The 14824-nt window shown below is 32.0% G+C and carries 17 protein-coding genes; 6 read left to right on the forward strand and 11 right to left on the reverse strand.

Features of this window, described 5'->3' with window-relative positions:
• Positions 1 to 52 precede the first annotated feature (52 nt).
• From IPJ91_02100 to IPJ91_02110, 3 genes are all read right to left on the reverse strand, one after another.
• On the reverse strand, positions 53 to 619 hold the full coding sequence (locus IPJ91_02100; GenBank protein QQR93231.1) for a cob(I)yrinic acid a,c-diamide adenosyltransferase: 567 nt from the start codon (positions 617 to 619) through the stop codon (positions 53 to 55).
• A 214-nt stretch (positions 620 to 833) separates the two neighbouring features.
• Complete coding sequence (locus IPJ91_02105; GenBank protein ID QQR93232.1) at positions 834 to 1805, reverse strand: polysaccharide deacetylase family protein; 972 nt, start codon at positions 1803 to 1805, stop codon at positions 834 to 836.
• Complete coding sequence (locus IPJ91_02110; GenBank protein ID QQR93233.1) at positions 1802 to 2413, reverse strand: rhomboid family intramembrane serine protease; 612 nt, start codon at positions 2411 to 2413, stop codon at positions 1802 to 1804. Before IPJ91_02110 ends, IPJ91_02105 begins: the two co-directional genes overlap by 4 nt.
• A 282-nt stretch (positions 2414 to 2695) precedes the next feature.
• Here IPJ91_02110 and IPJ91_02115 point away from each other — a divergent pair, with 282 nt between their 5' ends.
• The gene (locus tag IPJ91_02115) at positions 2696 to 3286 is read left to right on the forward strand and encodes a ComF family protein (GenBank protein QQR93234.1); all 591 of its coding nucleotides are present in this window, start codon (positions 2696 to 2698) and stop codon (positions 3284 to 3286) included.
• Between the two features lie 3 nt (positions 3287 to 3289).
• Here IPJ91_02115 and IPJ91_02120 read toward each other — a convergent pair whose 3' ends face one another.
• From IPJ91_02120 to recJ, 4 genes are all read right to left on the reverse strand, one after another.
• On the reverse strand, positions 3290 to 3529 hold the full coding sequence (locus IPJ91_02120; GenBank protein ID QQR93235.1) for a hypothetical protein: 240 nt from the start codon (positions 3527 to 3529) through the stop codon (positions 3290 to 3292).
• Positions 3530 to 3604: 75 nt separating this feature from the next.
• The gene (alr, locus tag IPJ91_02125; GenBank protein ID QQR93236.1) at positions 3605 to 4867 is read right to left on the reverse strand and encodes an alanine racemase; all 1263 of its coding nucleotides are present in this window, start codon (positions 4865 to 4867) and stop codon (positions 3605 to 3607) included.
• Between the two features lie 8 nt (positions 4868 to 4875).
• Entirely contained in the window at positions 4876 to 5904 is a 1029-nt protein-coding gene (locus IPJ91_02130; protein ID QQR93237.1) for a hypothetical protein, read from the reverse strand.
• Positions 5905 to 5938: 34 nt separating this feature from the next.
• Entirely contained in the window at positions 5939 to 7684 is a 1746-nt protein-coding gene (recJ, locus tag IPJ91_02135; protein ID QQR93238.1) for a single-stranded-DNA-specific exonuclease RecJ, read from the reverse strand.
• Positions 7685 to 7823: 139 nt separating this feature from the next.
• On the opposite strand from recJ, the gene IPJ91_02140 reads away from it, so the two are divergent.
• Positions 7824 to 8135: a hypothetical protein gene (locus tag IPJ91_02140; GenBank protein ID QQR93239.1), complete on the forward strand. Its 312-nt coding sequence runs from the start codon at positions 7824 to 7826 to the stop codon at positions 8133 to 8135.
• 4 nt (positions 8136 to 8139) lie between these two features.
• Here the strand turns inward: IPJ91_02140 and IPJ91_02145 are convergent, their stop codons facing one another.
• The 4 genes from IPJ91_02145 to IPJ91_02160 form a co-directional block, all read right to left on the reverse strand.
• The gene (locus IPJ91_02145; protein QQR93240.1) at positions 8140 to 9252 is read right to left on the reverse strand and encodes a DNA replication/repair protein RecF; all 1113 of its coding nucleotides are present in this window, start codon (positions 9250 to 9252) and stop codon (positions 8140 to 8142) included.
• 15 nt (positions 9253 to 9267) lie between these two features.
• Positions 9268 to 9636 carry an iron-sulfur cluster assembly scaffold protein gene (locus IPJ91_02150; GenBank protein ID QQR93241.1) on the reverse strand — a complete coding sequence of 123 codons (369 nt, stop codon included), beginning with the start codon at positions 9634 to 9636 and terminating at the stop codon, positions 9268 to 9270.
• 86 nt (positions 9637 to 9722) lie between these two features.
• Positions 9723 to 11360, reverse strand: a complete 1638-nt coding sequence (gene groL, locus IPJ91_02155) for a chaperonin GroEL (GenBank protein QQR93242.1) — start codon at positions 11358 to 11360, stop codon at positions 9723 to 9725.
• 87 nt (positions 11361 to 11447) lie between these two features.
• Complete coding sequence (locus IPJ91_02160) at positions 11448 to 11738, reverse strand: co-chaperone GroES (GenBank protein QQR93243.1); 291 nt, start codon at positions 11736 to 11738, stop codon at positions 11448 to 11450.
• 239 nt (positions 11739 to 11977) lie between these two features.
• On the opposite strand from IPJ91_02160, the gene IPJ91_02165 reads away from it, so the two are divergent.
• Genes IPJ91_02165 through IPJ91_02180 form a run of 4 tightly spaced genes read left to right on the forward strand, consistent with a single transcriptional unit; the run spans position 11978 to position 14822 of the window.
• Positions 11978 to 12205, forward strand: a complete 228-nt coding sequence (locus tag IPJ91_02165) for a hypothetical protein (protein QQR93244.1) — start codon at positions 11978 to 11980, stop codon at positions 12203 to 12205.
• A gap of 15 nt (positions 12206 to 12220) precedes the next feature.
• On the forward strand, positions 12221 to 13024 hold the full coding sequence (locus IPJ91_02170; GenBank protein ID QQR93245.1) for a hypothetical protein: 804 nt from the start codon (positions 12221 to 12223) through the stop codon (positions 13022 to 13024).
• Positions 13025 to 13029: 5 nt separating this feature from the next.
• Entirely contained in the window at positions 13030 to 13524 is a 495-nt protein-coding gene (locus IPJ91_02175; protein ID QQR93246.1) for an NUDIX hydrolase, read from the forward strand.
• A 5-nt stretch (positions 13525 to 13529) separates the two neighbouring features.
• Positions 13530 to 14822, forward strand: a complete 1293-nt coding sequence (locus tag IPJ91_02180; protein QQR93247.1) for a UDP-N-acetylglucosamine 1-carboxyvinyltransferase — start codon at positions 13530 to 13532, stop codon at positions 14820 to 14822.
• Positions 14823 to 14824: the final 2 nt, after the last annotated feature.

Raw genomic sequence — 14824 nt, forward strand, 5'->3', positions numbered from 1 at the left:
CCTAATAAAGTCATCAAGACAAGAATAATTATAATGTTAGCTAAATATGAAATTATGGTTTCCAAACTATATCTTCAAGACCTCCCAATAAATTTAGATATCTTGCGAGCGAGAAAAAGTAATCACTTAATCTATTTAAGAAAATATTAAACTCTTCAATCTCAAAAGTATCTCCGTGTGCTATGAAGAAAATTTCAATTTCTCTTACTATAGTTCTTGTCAAATGTGCAAAACTTGCTATTTTGGTTCCACCTGGAAGGATAAAGTTTTTCAATTCAGAAGTTGATAAACTCATGTCATCTATCTGAATTTCCATATCAGTTGTAGTATATGAAATATTATCTACTATGTTAGAATTAATAGCTTCTGAATTAGATCTAGCAATCTCTGTCCCAACTTCAAAAAGTAAGTTTTGAATCTGTCTTAACAATTTCACTTGCTTCAACAAATTTTCTTTTGCAATATCAATCTCATCAAAGTTTGCGATATTCATACCAACATAAGCGTTTAGTTTATCAATTTGTCCAAGTAACCTTATCCTGACATCTAACTTGTCTACCCTTACTCCATTCAAAAGTGATGTTTGCCCTTTATCTCCAGTTTTTGTATATATTTTCATGTAAGCATTAGATGATTTTAATATTCATATTTATTCAAAATCTAGCAAGTTTAACAAATATTGCTCTAGACTAAAAAATAATATAATTACTTATCGCTTTATTACATTTCAAGTAACAACAAAAATAGTAACAAAGTGAAATGTATGTTTCAAGAGGTTTATTGGATTTAAATTCGTATCTAATCAACAATTTTAGATTTAATGGATCTTCTGTCTACTGTCTAACAATATTTTTATTAGTCAATCCTTCGTGATCAGCTCTAATTCTTTTCATTTCAAAAACTCCATCTTTTTTTTCATACAAACCTGCTCTCGTAGTAACTGCATACTTATAACCAGTTATGGGTAACAGTCTCAGAGTTGTCTCATTATACTTACCAGATGGATAACAAAATGATACAACTTCTATCCCTAGATTAGTTTCTATTTCAGATTTACTTTTCAATAATTGTTCTTTTTGCAAACTCTCTGAAGTTTTTGATAAATCAGGATGAGAGATACTATGAGATCCTATTTCGACTAATCCTGATTCTGAAAGTTCACTTAAGTCTTCCCAAGTCATATAGCCATTTTGTCCAACCTTGTCAGTAATAATAAATATAGTGCTTTTGAACTTATACTTTTTCAATATAGGAAAAGCGTTTGTATAAAAGTCTTTGTATCCATCATCAAACGTCAAGACTACAGGATTATCTTCATTTGAAAAGGAATTCAACTCTTTCAAAAAGTATGATTTATAGTTACTGTTCACCAAATTTGATATATCGTTTTCAAAAGCAGATGTAGGAGTTGTCAGGTTATAACCAACTGGATCTGTTTTATAGTCATTTTTCTCATCATTTATGTAATGGTACATCACTATCGGAAACTTCAATTGTTCATCGGATCTTGAAGTGAATGTAATAGAACTACTTGTAACTTGAGTCAGACTGCTAGTTGAATTGTTTGACTGTACCTCAGGAGTATTGCTCACTTTCGTTGCGGCAGTTTTCGTTAGCGATAATGATAATGTAGAGACAAAATCCGATTGATGCGCATAGAAATCTTGATCCCAATTTAGTAACTGGATATTTTGAATCATAAAAAAGAGAAGCAAGAGAAATATCACTAAGTCAACAAACAGCAAGTAATAAATCATGTTCTTTGTGCTGAAATATCTTTTGAAATATTCAATAGCTTTGTTCATAGTATTAGACCTAGCAAAAAACCACCTATCAAACCACCTATATGAGCAGAATTATCAATATTTGATATTGAAAAACCTATCACTAGATTCACAAGAATTATTACGATCAAATTATTATAGTCAATGTTTACATATCTTTTGAGCTTTCCTTTCATAATATTTCTTTTCTCAATGAATTTTTGAGAAAGAAGTAAACCCAGTAATCCAAATATGGCACCACTTGCACCAACAGAGAGACTATTTGCATTCATAATTGTATTGACAAGATAACTTGCCGCCGAACCTGTGATACCTGAAAACAAGTAGACAATCATAAAGTTCCGTCTTCCAAATATTTTCTCTACAGTGCTACCAAGTATCTTCAATGAATACATATTTACCAAAAGATGTATGATATTTGCATGCAAAAACATTGAAGTAAAAAATCTCCAATACTCATGCCCATACTTCATATATGAAGTAGCATTCCCACCAAAATCAACAAGAGCTTGAGTATTTGGCTGCAATCCTCGCGAGTACAAAAGCGTTAGTGCAAACATCAAAATATTTATTGCGACAAGAACATCCGTCGCATCTAGAAGTTTGAGTTTATACTTGATATTATTCATGATAAGTTCTGTTAAATATTTTGAAATGTAACTTCACTTTCGTAATTTTATACTTGCACTGAATATAGTTGTATTATACTAAATCTTAGAATGTATTTGTTGACAAAAATCTACAATACTTACAAACTACTAGCATTTGACTTCTTTGACTTCTTATTTCCTCCCGTTTGTGTCATTTGCAATAAAGTCGGATCCAAGATTTGTCCAGAGTGTAAGCAAAGTTTATTGAACAAACAACAAAAGCACGAATGCCATGTATGCAAAAAGCTTTGTTTTGACATAATGCACAAAGATTGTAAGCATTTCTCACATCTTGACGGTTTGTTTGTAGGATATAAATACTCAAAAGCAATAGAACTTATTGTGCAGGATTTGAAGTATCACGGACATACACAAACTGCAAACACTATAGCTACTTTGATAAAAGAATCCGAACAAGGAAAGATTTTCGTTGATATTGTCAAAAACAACATCCCCAACGCCTTGTTTATACCGGTACCTTTGCATAAAAGAAAATTAAATTCCCGCGGATTCAATCAAGCAAAACTTATTGTAGATGAATTGAGGAATCAAATTTTATCTCCATTTGACACACAAAAAGATTTGCAAAACATAGATCTAATTATCCGTACCAAGAATACCAAAACCCAAGTTGGTATGAATAAATTAGAAAGGATAAAAAATCTTCAAGATGTTTTTGACCTTACATCAAATCAGAAAATTTGGAATTTTGTAATACTAATTGAAAACCCTACTTTTATCCTAGTTGATGATATATATACAACTGGAACAACTATGGAAGAATGTAGCAAAGTTATTAAGAAACATTTCAAGAATTCAAAAGTTTATGGACTTGTACTGGCTAGAGGATAATAACTATTCCTTGTTGAAAATCGAATTTAGTGGATTTGAATTATTTATTGCATCCAAAATATCATTTGTATAATTCTGTAAAAAGATTGCACCGACATAAAATATTACAGACCAAGCCACAAGTGTTCCAATAATAGTAAGTACAGCTTTGATAAATGCATCTAACATTGACCTCTTGATAGAAGTTAGCTTGGATAATTTTTTATCTATACTTTGCAGAAGTTGAAATTGTTCGTCTGACATAATGAATTATAAACTATTTTCAATGAAAGTGTAATTTGTTATGCCAGTTTTTTAAGGATAAACAGTAAAAGAATGTTATTTTGCTTCTCTTCTTGTTAATGAATTAAGTCCAACAAGATTGACATATACTGATTCGCCTATTAACTTTGCGTTATTTGTTACTGAGTTTACTTCGTTTGGATTTGAAGAAATTACTTTCACTTTCTGACCAATTTGAATATCAAATTCCTTATAAACTTTTGTAATATCTACAGTCATTATATTCATTGAAATGTTACCAACAATAGGACATGCTTCACCTTGAACAAAAACAAACCCTTTATTTGACAATCTTCTATCAATACCGTCATTATACCCAATTGGCAATGTTGCAATTACTGTATTCTTATCAGCTTTGTATTGAGAGTTGTAACCTATTGGTTCGTCTTGCCAAACAAATTTGATTTGGGTTATACACGAATACAAGTCAAGAATAGGTGAAGTTATCTTTGAAACTAAGTTTATTGGTGAATAGCCATATAACAATAAGCCGACTCTATACGAATTCGAGATATCATAAGCTAGCTTCTTCTCAATTGCTGCACTTGCACCTATATGAAAGTACTTTATATCAAGACACTCTTTCACAAATAAATCTTTTGCAAATGCGTAGTTTTTTATTTGCAAGTCAGTTGATTTGTCATTATTTTCATCTGCAGAGGAAAAGTGAGACATCAAGCCTACAATTTTTTGTTTTTCTGATTTTGTCAATGAATCCAAAAAGCTTTGCACCTCAAACATCTTGAGACCTTCTCTGTTCATACCAGTATCTACGAAAGCATGAAACTTGGCAGTTGGTTGAAATTTTGAAATTAGCTTTACTTGCGATTTACTCCAAACAGCATAATCAAATGGTAACTTTTTTATGTTGAGATTATTTGGATCTACATAACCCATTATCAAGACTTTTTGCTGATTATTTATTTTGTATATTTCAAAAGCCTCCGCCAAACTATCTACACAAACATAGGTGTTTATGACATAGGCTTGTAATTTTTTATAAGTATGAGTAATCCCATGACCATAGGCATTTGATTTCAAAACCGGGAAAACGATCTTTCCATCTAAATGATTTTGAATGTTTTTAAAGTTAGTTATTAGTTGCTCTGAGTTCAATTCTATTATATTTAATGACTTATAGTTATTTAAGTTAGGCAAAAAATCCAAGAGCTCATCAACAGACTTTCCAAATACTCTAGCAATTTTTGAAATAGTATCGTGAGGATTTGCAACTTGATTGTTTTCAAGTTTTATATTTATTTCTCGTAGAAGCTTCGTTATTTTTTGATCTTGAGGCATAAAGTTGGTTATAAACTATTCTCGATTAAAAAGGATATCAATTCCTTATAGGGCAATCCTATCACATCAGCTTCCTTAGGCAATAATGAGGTCACAGTAAGTCCTGGTAAAGTATTCGTTTCTAAATAATATAATTTGTTATTTTTGAGTATAAAATCTGATCTTGAGTACAACTTACAATTTAGCTTCTTGTGTATTTGAGCTGATATGTTTGCGATTTCGTCTGACATCTCTTTTAAGATAGATACTGGAGGACAAAGTTCATCTGATCCGTCTGCTTTGTACTTTGAATTATAGTTAAAGAATTTTCCTAACTTCGGTCTAATTTCAACTGGTGGTAACTTAATAAATCTAGACTCTCTAGTCTCTAAAACTCCACAAGTAAGTTCAATACCATTTATAAATTCTTCAATCAAAATTTTCTTTTCTAATCCATTTTGGAAATAATTTTCAACATCACGAATATTGTTGCATATTTTTACTCCAACCGAAGAGCCAGAATCATTTGGTTTTATAACAACAGGAAAACTTAAATTAGCTAACTGCAAAAAATCTTCAATTTCGTATATGTTTTCGCACAATGCGGATTTGGGTATTTTCAAATTTGAAATAGAATTTTGGATGTCAGAATTTAAAATTACCCTTGATGATTGAAACTTGTTCATACAACGCTGTGAAGAAATTGAGTTTGAACCATTATATGCAATATTGTGCATTTCAAATAGTTTCTGAATCTGACCATCTTCGCCAAAACTTCCATGCAAGCATCCAATGAAAGCTAAATTGTAAGTTTTTATGACCTTAAGTAATTGCTCAAAACCGGTTCTTATCTCAGTACCAAATATCTCATCTGAAAAAATATTAAATAGCTTTGCTTTTAAGTCTCTTGTAATATATAAATAAGCTACATCAAACTTATCAGAATCTATTTCTTTGGAAATTGCTTTAGCAGACGAGATAGAAACATCGTGTTCATCTGATGGACCTCCAAATAAAATCAGAATTTTAGGTTTAGTTTGGTAATTTACATTATTCATAAATTATATTTTGTAATCTATACTTTTAATACTTTTAGCAGGAACCTTTCACGTTTGAATTAATAATTCCTTGCTTTACAATTTTCAAACTAAGTTTTAAGTTTCCATTCCAAGTATCAATATCTAAATTAAATTTCAGGTCTATTTTATCACCTTGTTTAAATTTTGAATAATTACTATTTGCAAGATTGAATCCAATTGCAGAAAACTTATCAAAATATAGTTTCAAATGTTTACCAGAAATTGTTTCAATACTGTTAATCTTCAAATTTTTACAACTGAACTTCGGCTTTGAATTTCCCATTCCAAATGGTTCAAACAATTCCAATTCTTTTGCAAATTCAAGAGTAATTTCATCTGCTTCAAGTTCTAGATCTATATTTTCTGGTTTAATTATAAGTTCATCACTTAGTTTTTCATTTACAAGTTTCAAAATTGCATTTTGAAACTCATCTAGTTTATCATTTTCAATAGAAAGTCCCGCAGCTTGAGCATGACCTCCATAGCGAGTTAAAAAGGAACTAACTTCATTCAAAGTCTCAGTAATATTTAGGTGCTTCGTTGATCTACAACTTCCAACTGAGTCCAACTCTGACTTCGATAAAACTATAGTTGGTCTGAAATATTCCTCACAAAGTTTTCCCGCAACCAAACCTATAATTCCTTCTTCCCAATCTTCCCCAATTATAATCAAAATCTTATTATTATTTTTAACTTGAGGAGTTACTTGAGCTTTTGCTTCTTGAAGTCTAGTTTCAGTTATTTGCTGACGAGTTGAATTCAATGAGTTTAGATCAATTGCGATTTGTTTAGCAACTTTTAGGTCTAGCGTGGTGAAAAGTCTAACTGCATCAATTGCTGCAGTCAATCTTCCAGCAGCATTTATCCTTGGACCTAACTTGAAACCTAAATCATATGAACTAATGCTCTTCGTTTCAACTCCAGAAACTTTGCAAAGCTCAAACAAACCTAAAAGCCCGCCTTGATAAGGAGGGATGCCGTAGGCAGGGAGGTTTAAAACATTCATATTTCTAATCTCCTCTAATCCAAATTTAACAATTTTTCTATTTTCATCAATCAATGGCATTATGTCGCAATTTGTCGCAAGCGCAACAAGTGGAAGATACTTTTGCCCGCCTTGGTAAGGAGGGACGCCGTAGGCAGGGAGGTTTAATCTTTCACCCATCGCTCTCACTAAGTACCAAACTACAGTAGTTCCAGAAATTTCTTGAAACTCTAGTTTTGAATCTTTCAATTTTGGATGAACTACAATTGCCTGTTTTGGTAATATTTCAGGAATTGTATGATGATCTGTAATTATAAACTCAAAGTAATCGTGCCATTTCTCATCAATCAATTTTGCATCTTTGATTCCACAATCCACGCTAATCAAAAGTGGTTTTTGGTTATTATTTAAATCTACATTTTGAACTTTAATTTTGTAAATATCATAAATATTTGTTAAGGAATTTTCAGAAAGACCATAACCTTCATCAAACCTTGAAGGAATATATGGATAAATCTGTTTGTAATTCAAGTCATAATATATGAAATTGAATAGTGTTGAAGTTGCACAAACTCCATCTACATCAAAATCTCCATGTATGAAAATCCAACCTCCGGTTTGTATTTGAGATTGAATTTTCTCAACTGCTTTTTCCATATTTGGAATTTTGAAAGGATTTTGGAATTCAAACTTTGGATTTACAAATTCTTCAACTTGAGATTCTGAAATATTTCGAACTTGAAGTAATTTTTTGAAAGTTGAGGTAAATTGCATAACAAATTTTACTATATATCAAAACACAATTCTTTGTTTTTTAACTAAAAAATACTTGACATGATAGATAGATAGATAGATAATTGTATTATTATTTAAATTAGACGCAAAATATTGCGTTTTGCGTGAGAAAAATATCATGCCAGATTCGCCTGATCGATATAAACCTAATGTAGCCTTGCCTAATTCAGATCATTACACTGATGCTACTGAAGTGTCTACAAATGGCAGACACTTGTTATTCGGAGCAAATCGCAGTTATACAGATCTACTTAGAGAAATTAGAATAGATCAAGTGTTGATTGCTGTATACGACGGAGGATATGGCAAACAAGCAGTGCATCTTGACTCGGAAAAAGAGTTTCAAGTATTTTACTCACAACATGCACAGGGTTTCTTCGTAAGTTTTGAATTATATGTTTGTCCGAAAAGTATACTCGTAAGAGAATGACCTTTTAGATACCGTGTATTACAAGTATATTAGACCTTTTCTTAAACTCATCTGAATATTCTATCCCACTTGCCGCTGTCAAGATTGCTTGCGAAGTTAAGTTATTTAGAAGGAAATCTTCTACATTTCTCAAATGCTTTTCATCAAGTTCTGAAGGCAAATCGTCCAGTAATAATATTGAGCTATACCCAGCTTCTTGAAATAACTCATAAAATGCAACCTTGATTATAAAACTTGCAAGTCGCATTTGTCCTCTTGACCCAAAACTTCGCAGATCTTGAGAATTAAGTAAAACTTGCACATCATCTTTTTGCGGACCATACATAGTTTGTCCAAGTACTTTCTCTTTTTCTGTTGAAGTATTTAATAATTTTTTAAGTTCAAGTTTGTCGGCTTTGTATCTTGAAATATAATTTAATTCAAAAATGTTATTTTCAAAATGATAAATTTGTTTTGCAATTTCACCAACTTTTGGTTTAATGAGGTCCAAAACTTGCAACCTAGTTTTGATAACTTCTTCACTAATCTCAAGAAATTGTTCTGTCCAAAATTTTATATCGTTACTGAAATTTTCTGGCACATCTGACTTTGAAGCAAGTTTCAAAACTTTATTTCTATTTCTCAGAGTTAGATTAAACTTTATCAACTTTTCTTCGTAATCTGGATAATACAATTTTGCAAAATCATCAATTTCCGATCTTCGAACTTCAGCTGAATCTGATATGAGATCAATTGATTCTGGAGAAAATATAGTCGCTACAATTTTTGATCTAAATTCGGATTTAGTTTTATGCTTTTCATTTATTCTGGTTAGTTTCTTGATTCTTTCTCCCTTTTCAAAATAAACTTGTTTCTGAATTACTTCATTGTGTGAAGAATATTCTCCAGTTACATTGAAAAACTTATGTGTATAAATTGAACTGTCAAAGTCCAAGTTTATACTTACTTCATCTGAAACTTTTCGAAATGCAAACCCATTTGTGAGGTAGTAAATCGCTTCAAGTAAATTTGTTTTGCCATAACCATTTTCAGCAACAAAAAGATTCAATCTATCTCCTAATTCAAGATTAGATATTTGAAGATTTTTGTAATTTTGGATTGAAACACTTTTGAGCAAATTTTACTTTGGTACTTAGTTTGTGGCCTCCAACTTTTTCAATGATTCAGCACTAAGCATTGCACATTTCATTCTACTCGGATTTGGTTCAAACTGAAGTAGATTCTTTATATATACTTCATCAATTTTCTCAATTTCTGAAATATTTTTACCAACTAATTCTTCACAAAGCAGTGAAGTTGCAGCTATTGAAACTGAACAACCACTACCTTGGAAACCAATATTTGTAATAATACCATTTTCAACATTCAGCCAAAGCTCAATTTCATCACCACATGAGTAGTTTGTAAGTTTTGAATGATGTGTGTATTTATGTAATTTATTGAAGTACCTTGGGTTTTTATAATGGTCAATTATGTTTTGTTGGATGAAAGTATTATTCATGAAAGTTTAGTCCCGCTGAAGCGGGACTATTTCAATTACTTTTATCGCCTAGTGCAAATTTATATGGTTTTTGACCATATAAATTTTTAATAATCCATATCATCCATGCCTCCCATACCACCACCTCGTACTGGAGTATCTTCTTTCTTTTCGGGAAGATCGACGACTATTGCCTCTGTTGTGACAGCGACTTCTACAACTGAAATCGCATTTTGCAAAGCTAGTCTAGTTACTTTGACTGGATCTATGATACCCTCTTCCATCATATTTACATATTTATCAGCTTTTGCATCATAGCCGATTCCATTACCTTTTGACATTTTCTCCATAACAACAACTGCGCCATCTTTCCCTGCATTTTCTGCGATTTGTCTTGTTGGCTCTTCCAAAGCTCTATAGAGAATTTCAGATGCAACTTTCTCATCACCAATCAGTTCTAAAGTCTTCAAAACTTCCCTTGCTTCAAGCAGTGCGACCCCACCTCCAGCAACGATACCTTCAGCAATTGCAGCAACAACTGCAGATTTTGCATCATCCACAGCATCTTTCATAGCCTTTTGTTCGACTTCAGTAGCTGCTCCAACTTGAAGAACTGCAACTCCACCTGATAATTTTGCAAGTCTTTCAAACAATTTTTCTTTATCATAATCTGATTTAGTATTTTCAATTTCCTGCTTGATAAGTTGTATTCTCTCTTCCAAAGCTGATTTCTCACCTTGTCCATCAACTATAACTGTTTCATCTTTTTTAGCTATAACTTTCTTAGCTCGACCTAAATCATTTAGTTCAGCATTTTCGAGCTTTTTGCCAATATCCGGAGTTATCACTTGCCCTCCAGTAAGTGTCGCGATATCTTGCAACATAGCTTTTCTTCTATCTCCAAACGCAGGAGCCTTCACAGCAACTACATTCAAAATTCCTTTCAATTTGTTTACAATCAATGTAGCCAATGCTTCGCCATCTATATCTTCAGCGATTATTACTATATTTTTACTACCAGCTTGAACTATTTTCTCCATTACCGGTAATAATTCTTTGATATTACTAATTTTTTGATCAGTAATAATGATATATGCATCTTCTGCAACAGCTTCCATTTTGTCAGTATTTGTCATGAAGTATGGTGAGATATAGCCTTTGTCAAACACCATACCATCTACATATTTAGTAGTAATTCCAAATGTATTGCCATCTTCTACTGTCAAAACTCCATCTTTGCCAATCTTGTCAAATATCTCGGCCAATGCATCAGCAATTGCTGTATCTCCGTTTGAAGAAATCAAAGCGACTCTTCTGATATCTTCCTTTCCTTCAATTTTTGTACTCATATTGTTCAATTCATCCACCAATACATTTACAGCTTTATGCAATCCATTTCGAATTGCGATTGGATTTGCACCAGCTTCTACAACTCTAAGACCTTCAGTTAAAATTGATTGAGCCAAAACTGTTGCAGTAGTTGTACCATCTCCAACATTATCTACAGTCTTGGTAGCAACTTCTTTGATAAGCTGCGCTCCAGCATTCATTGCTTTGTCTTCAAGTTCGATTTCTTTTGCAATGGTAACACCATCGTTTGTAATATGAGGAGCCCCATAAGATTTGACTAAAACAACTCCTCGACCTTTTGGTCCGAGAGTCTTTTTGACAGCATTCGCAGCAGCATCAACTCCTGCTTTCAATGCTTTTCTTGCTTGTGTTGAGTATATAATTTGTTTTGCCATAAGAATTTTAGAATTAAAAATATTAAATATTAGTTTGAATGCCTAACCGAATATGCATTCTGCCATTTAAATAGTGCGTTGCTAATTTTATAAGACCATCAAAACATCAGTTTCCTCTATAAGTACATATTTTTCTTTTTCGATTTCAATTTCTTCACTTCCATATTCACTATGTTTGTACATTACTTTATCACCTACTTTCACTTCAAGTTCCAACCTTTTCCCTTCATCATTCATTCTTCCAGGACCAACTGCAACAACTTCAGCAACTCGTTTTCTATCTTTACTTGCAGTATCTGGAAGATAAAAAGAACCAGCCTTGCTTTCTTGTTCCACTGGTTTGACCAAGATATGATTATTCAAAAGTTTTATATTCATAGATTAAAGATCCTTCATTAAGTTATAAACTTAATGAAGCAAAAAGAATTTTAGTAAGATTCAGCCCAAACTTTAGCAGTTAAGTTTGAGTTTTGCTAATTATATTTATTGCAGAAATTTTTGTCAAGTATTTTTTGAAGTGGTATAATTTTTCGTGTTAGCTATTATGGCTACAAATATATTTAAATATTTGATTTTTCAAACTTCACCTCAAGAAGGTTGGAAAATGATTTTATACCATGGATCAACCACAACAAACTCCAATTGCTGAAATCAATGAAAATCAAATTATCACAACTGGACACAAATTCACTTGCACTGAGTGCAAAAATGAAGTTGATTTATCAGAAAAAGTATATGTCACAGGTGATGTAGTAGAATGTCCATTTTGTGGAATTGAATATAAAATTGTCAGAGTAACGGATGATGGTGAATATGTACTAGACACAATTGAAGCAGAAAAGTAAATTCTGTACTTGTAGATGAAAACTATAATAATATTTGGTCCGACAAGTTCAGGAAAAACGAAACTAGCTTTTGAAGTTGCAAAGCATTTGAATAATAATGTTGAAGCGATTTCAGCAGATTCTAGGCAAGTTTACAAAAGTTGTCAAATAGGAACTGGAAGTATTGATAATAAAATATTTGAAGAATTTGGCATAAAATTGCATTTGACTGAGTTTTTAGAACCAAATGAGGATTATTCAGTTTCAATGTGGCAAAAGTCAGCTTATGAATTAGTCGAACGAATCAAATGCCAAGGTAAAGTTTGTATAATAATTGGTGGAACTGGACTTTATATAGATTCTTTGCTTTATAATAGAGAATATGGAAATGACTTACAACCGTTTTGTAAAGATAATATTTTGTTTTTGACTCCAGATATTGAAAGAAATCAAGTTTATGAAAATATAAACAATAGAGTTGAAGAAATGTTTGAAATGGGTTTTGTAGATGAAGTAAGGCATTTAATAAATTTGTTTGACTCTTCTACTTTAGAAGGTGTCAAGCAAAACTTATTTGACAATAAACGAGACCGAAGAGGTTTACCAGCAATTTTGCAAGGTGCTGGATATAAACAAATTCTTGAATATCTAGACACTCAAGAAATATTAAATTCAGGAAGAAAAGTTGAAATAGTTCCAAGATTTAGGCAAAAATATATTTTGGATCTTGAAACTTGCAAAGAAAAAGTGAAAGTTAGCTATAGAAATTATGCTAAAAGGCAATATACTTGGTTTAGAAAATATTTTGAAGAGTTCGAAGTTGAGAAAATTAAAATATAAATTTTATGAAAACTTATACAAGAAATTGGTTTCAAAGTTCCCAGGTTAATAATGAACATAGAAACCTAAAAACTCATCAAGTATGGTCGTGGATTATTTCAAATGATTCAAAAGTTTTAATTGTAGATGATAAAACTAAATTTAATTTTCCTGGTGGTACAGTAGACAACACTGAAACAAATTTGCAAACATTAGAACGAGAACTGTATGAAGAAATTGGAATGGAAAAAGAAATGTTTAATCTTACAGAAAAGTATCAATTCGGATATTATGTAATTGAACAATTTGACGAAAATAAACTAGTTGATGAATATTTGCAAGTTAGATTTTTACTGAGATTAGATAAATCATCATTAGATTATGACTTTAAGCCTACAGAAACTGGTGCATTAGCAATTTTGTCTTGTAAATTTGTAGGTTTTGAAGAACTTACTAACTATTTTTCCTGGCTTCAAGATTCAGGGGAATATAAATTTATCAAAAATCACTTTTTTAATTAAACAGCATGCAAAAACTTATTATCAAAGGAGGAATTCCTCTAACTGGCAAAATTAAACCAGTTGCAAACAAAAACTCAATTTTGAAATTGATTCCTGCTTCTGTATTGATTCAAGGTCAAGTTACATTGAAAAATGTACCCCATTCAAGCAGCGTCAAAGTTATGCTTGATATATTCAAAGATTTAGGAGGACAAGTCCAATATTTAGAAAACAATGTAGTTAAACTTGATTCAACAAACCTCAATAAGTTCTCAATCGATGATGAACTTGCCAGTAAAGAAAGAGCTGGTCTAATGTTTCTTGGACCACTAGTTTCTAGGTTTCATAAAGCTGAAATTCGAGATTCTGGAGGTTGCAAACTTGGAGTACGACCACTTGATGCTATGTTCAAAGGGCTTCAAGGTTTAGGAGTTAAAATTGAAGGAACAAAGAAGTACTCACTTTCAACTGAAAAGTTAGTTGGACAAAAAGTATGGATGATAGAAGCAAGTGTTACAGGAACTGAAAATTTGATTTTAGCAGCAGTTAAAGCAGTCGGAGAAACTGAGATTTACAATGCAGCTTGTGAACCTCATACTCAAGACTTGTGCAATTTTTTAGTTGCTTGTGGTGCAAAGATTGCTGGTATTGGTTCAAATAAGCTTATGATACATGGTGTAGAAGAACTTATAGCGCCAGAAAACTTTGAATGGAGTATCATTTCAGATCATATGGATATTGGAGGACTTATAATTGCAGCTGCAATTACAGGTGGAGAAATTGAAATAACTGACGCAATCCCTGAACATATGATCGGAATTTTGCAATATTTTGAAAAAATAAATTTAAAATATGAAATTATAGGTAATTCTATAAAGATTCCGAAAAATCAAGAGCTTATTTGCAAGCCAAATTTCAAAGGAGATATGGACAAGATTCCAGATCAGGTTTGGCCGGGTTTTCCGGTTGATCTCATCCCTCCAGCTATTGTACTAGCTTGCTCAGCAGCAGGTAATATCAGGATTCACTCAATCATGTATGAAACACAGTTGTTTTTTATCGAGGAGTTGATGAAAATGAATGGGAAGGTACATCTTTCCAATCCTCATACCGTGGTAACTTTAGGACCGAGTCAATTTCGTGGAGCTAACATAAATTGTCCGGAAATAATTCAAGCAGCTCACGCACTAGTACTTGCGGCACTTGCTGCAACTGGGGAAACAACTTTGAATAGAATTGAATCTTTGATGAGAAGATATCCAGACCTAGTTAGTAGTCTGAAAAGTCTAGGAGCAGATATCCAAATAGTAGATCAATAATA

Source organism: bacterium, from assembly GCA_016699595.1.
Lineage (GTDB): Bacteria > Patescibacteriota > Dojkabacteria.

Bases quoted from the DNA above. Each gene is read 5' to 3' on its own strand.
- IPJ91_02105 (QQR93232.1), bottom strand. From the start codon at position 1,805: ATGAACAAAGCTATTGAATATTTCAAAAGATATTTCAGCACAAAGAAC.
- IPJ91_02180 (QQR93247.1), top strand. From the start codon at position 13,530: ATGCAAAAACTTATTATCAAAGGAGGAATTCCTCTAACTGGCAAAATT.
- IPJ91_02115 (QQR93234.1), top strand. From the start codon at position 2,696: ATGCACAAAGATTGTAAGCATTTCTCACATCTTGACGGTTTGTTTGTA.
- IPJ91_02110 (QQR93233.1), bottom strand. From the start codon at position 2,413: ATGAATAATATCAAGTATAAACTCAAACTTCTAGATGCGACGGATGTT.
- IPJ91_02160 (QQR93243.1), bottom strand. From the start codon at position 11,738: ATGAATATAAAACTTTTGAATAATCATATCTTGGTCAAACCAGTGGAA.
- IPJ91_02100 (QQR93231.1), bottom strand. From the start codon at position 619: ATGAAAATATATACAAAAACTGGAGATAAAGGGCAAACATCACTTTTG.
- recJ (QQR93238.1), bottom strand. From the start codon at position 7,684: ATGCAATTTACCTCAACTTTCAAAAAATTACTTCAAGTTCGAAATATT.
- IPJ91_02120 (QQR93235.1), bottom strand. From the start codon at position 3,529: ATGTCAGACGAACAATTTCAACTTCTGCAAAGTATAGATAAAAAATTA.
- groL (QQR93242.1), bottom strand. From the start codon at position 11,360: ATGGCAAAACAAATTATATACTCAACACAAGCAAGAAAAGCATTGAAA.
- IPJ91_02170 (QQR93245.1), top strand. From the start codon at position 12,221: ATGAAAACTATAATAATATTTGGTCCGACAAGTTCAGGAAAAACGAAA.
- IPJ91_02140 (QQR93239.1), top strand. From the start codon at position 7,824: ATGCCAGATTCGCCTGATCGATATAAACCTAATGTAGCCTTGCCTAAT.
- IPJ91_02165 (QQR93244.1), top strand. From the start codon at position 11,978: ATGGATCAACCACAACAAACTCCAATTGCTGAAATCAATGAAAATCAA.
- IPJ91_02175 (QQR93246.1), top strand. From the start codon at position 13,030: ATGAAAACTTATACAAGAAATTGGTTTCAAAGTTCCCAGGTTAATAAT.
- IPJ91_02130 (QQR93237.1), bottom strand. From the start codon at position 5,904: ATGAATAATGTAAATTACCAAACTAAACCTAAAATTCTGATTTTATTT.
- IPJ91_02150 (QQR93241.1), bottom strand. From the start codon at position 9,636: ATGAATAATACTTTCATCCAACAAAACATAATTGACCATTATAAAAAC.
- alr (QQR93236.1), bottom strand. From the start codon at position 4,867: ATGCCTCAAGATCAAAAAATAACGAAGCTTCTACGAGAAATAAATATA.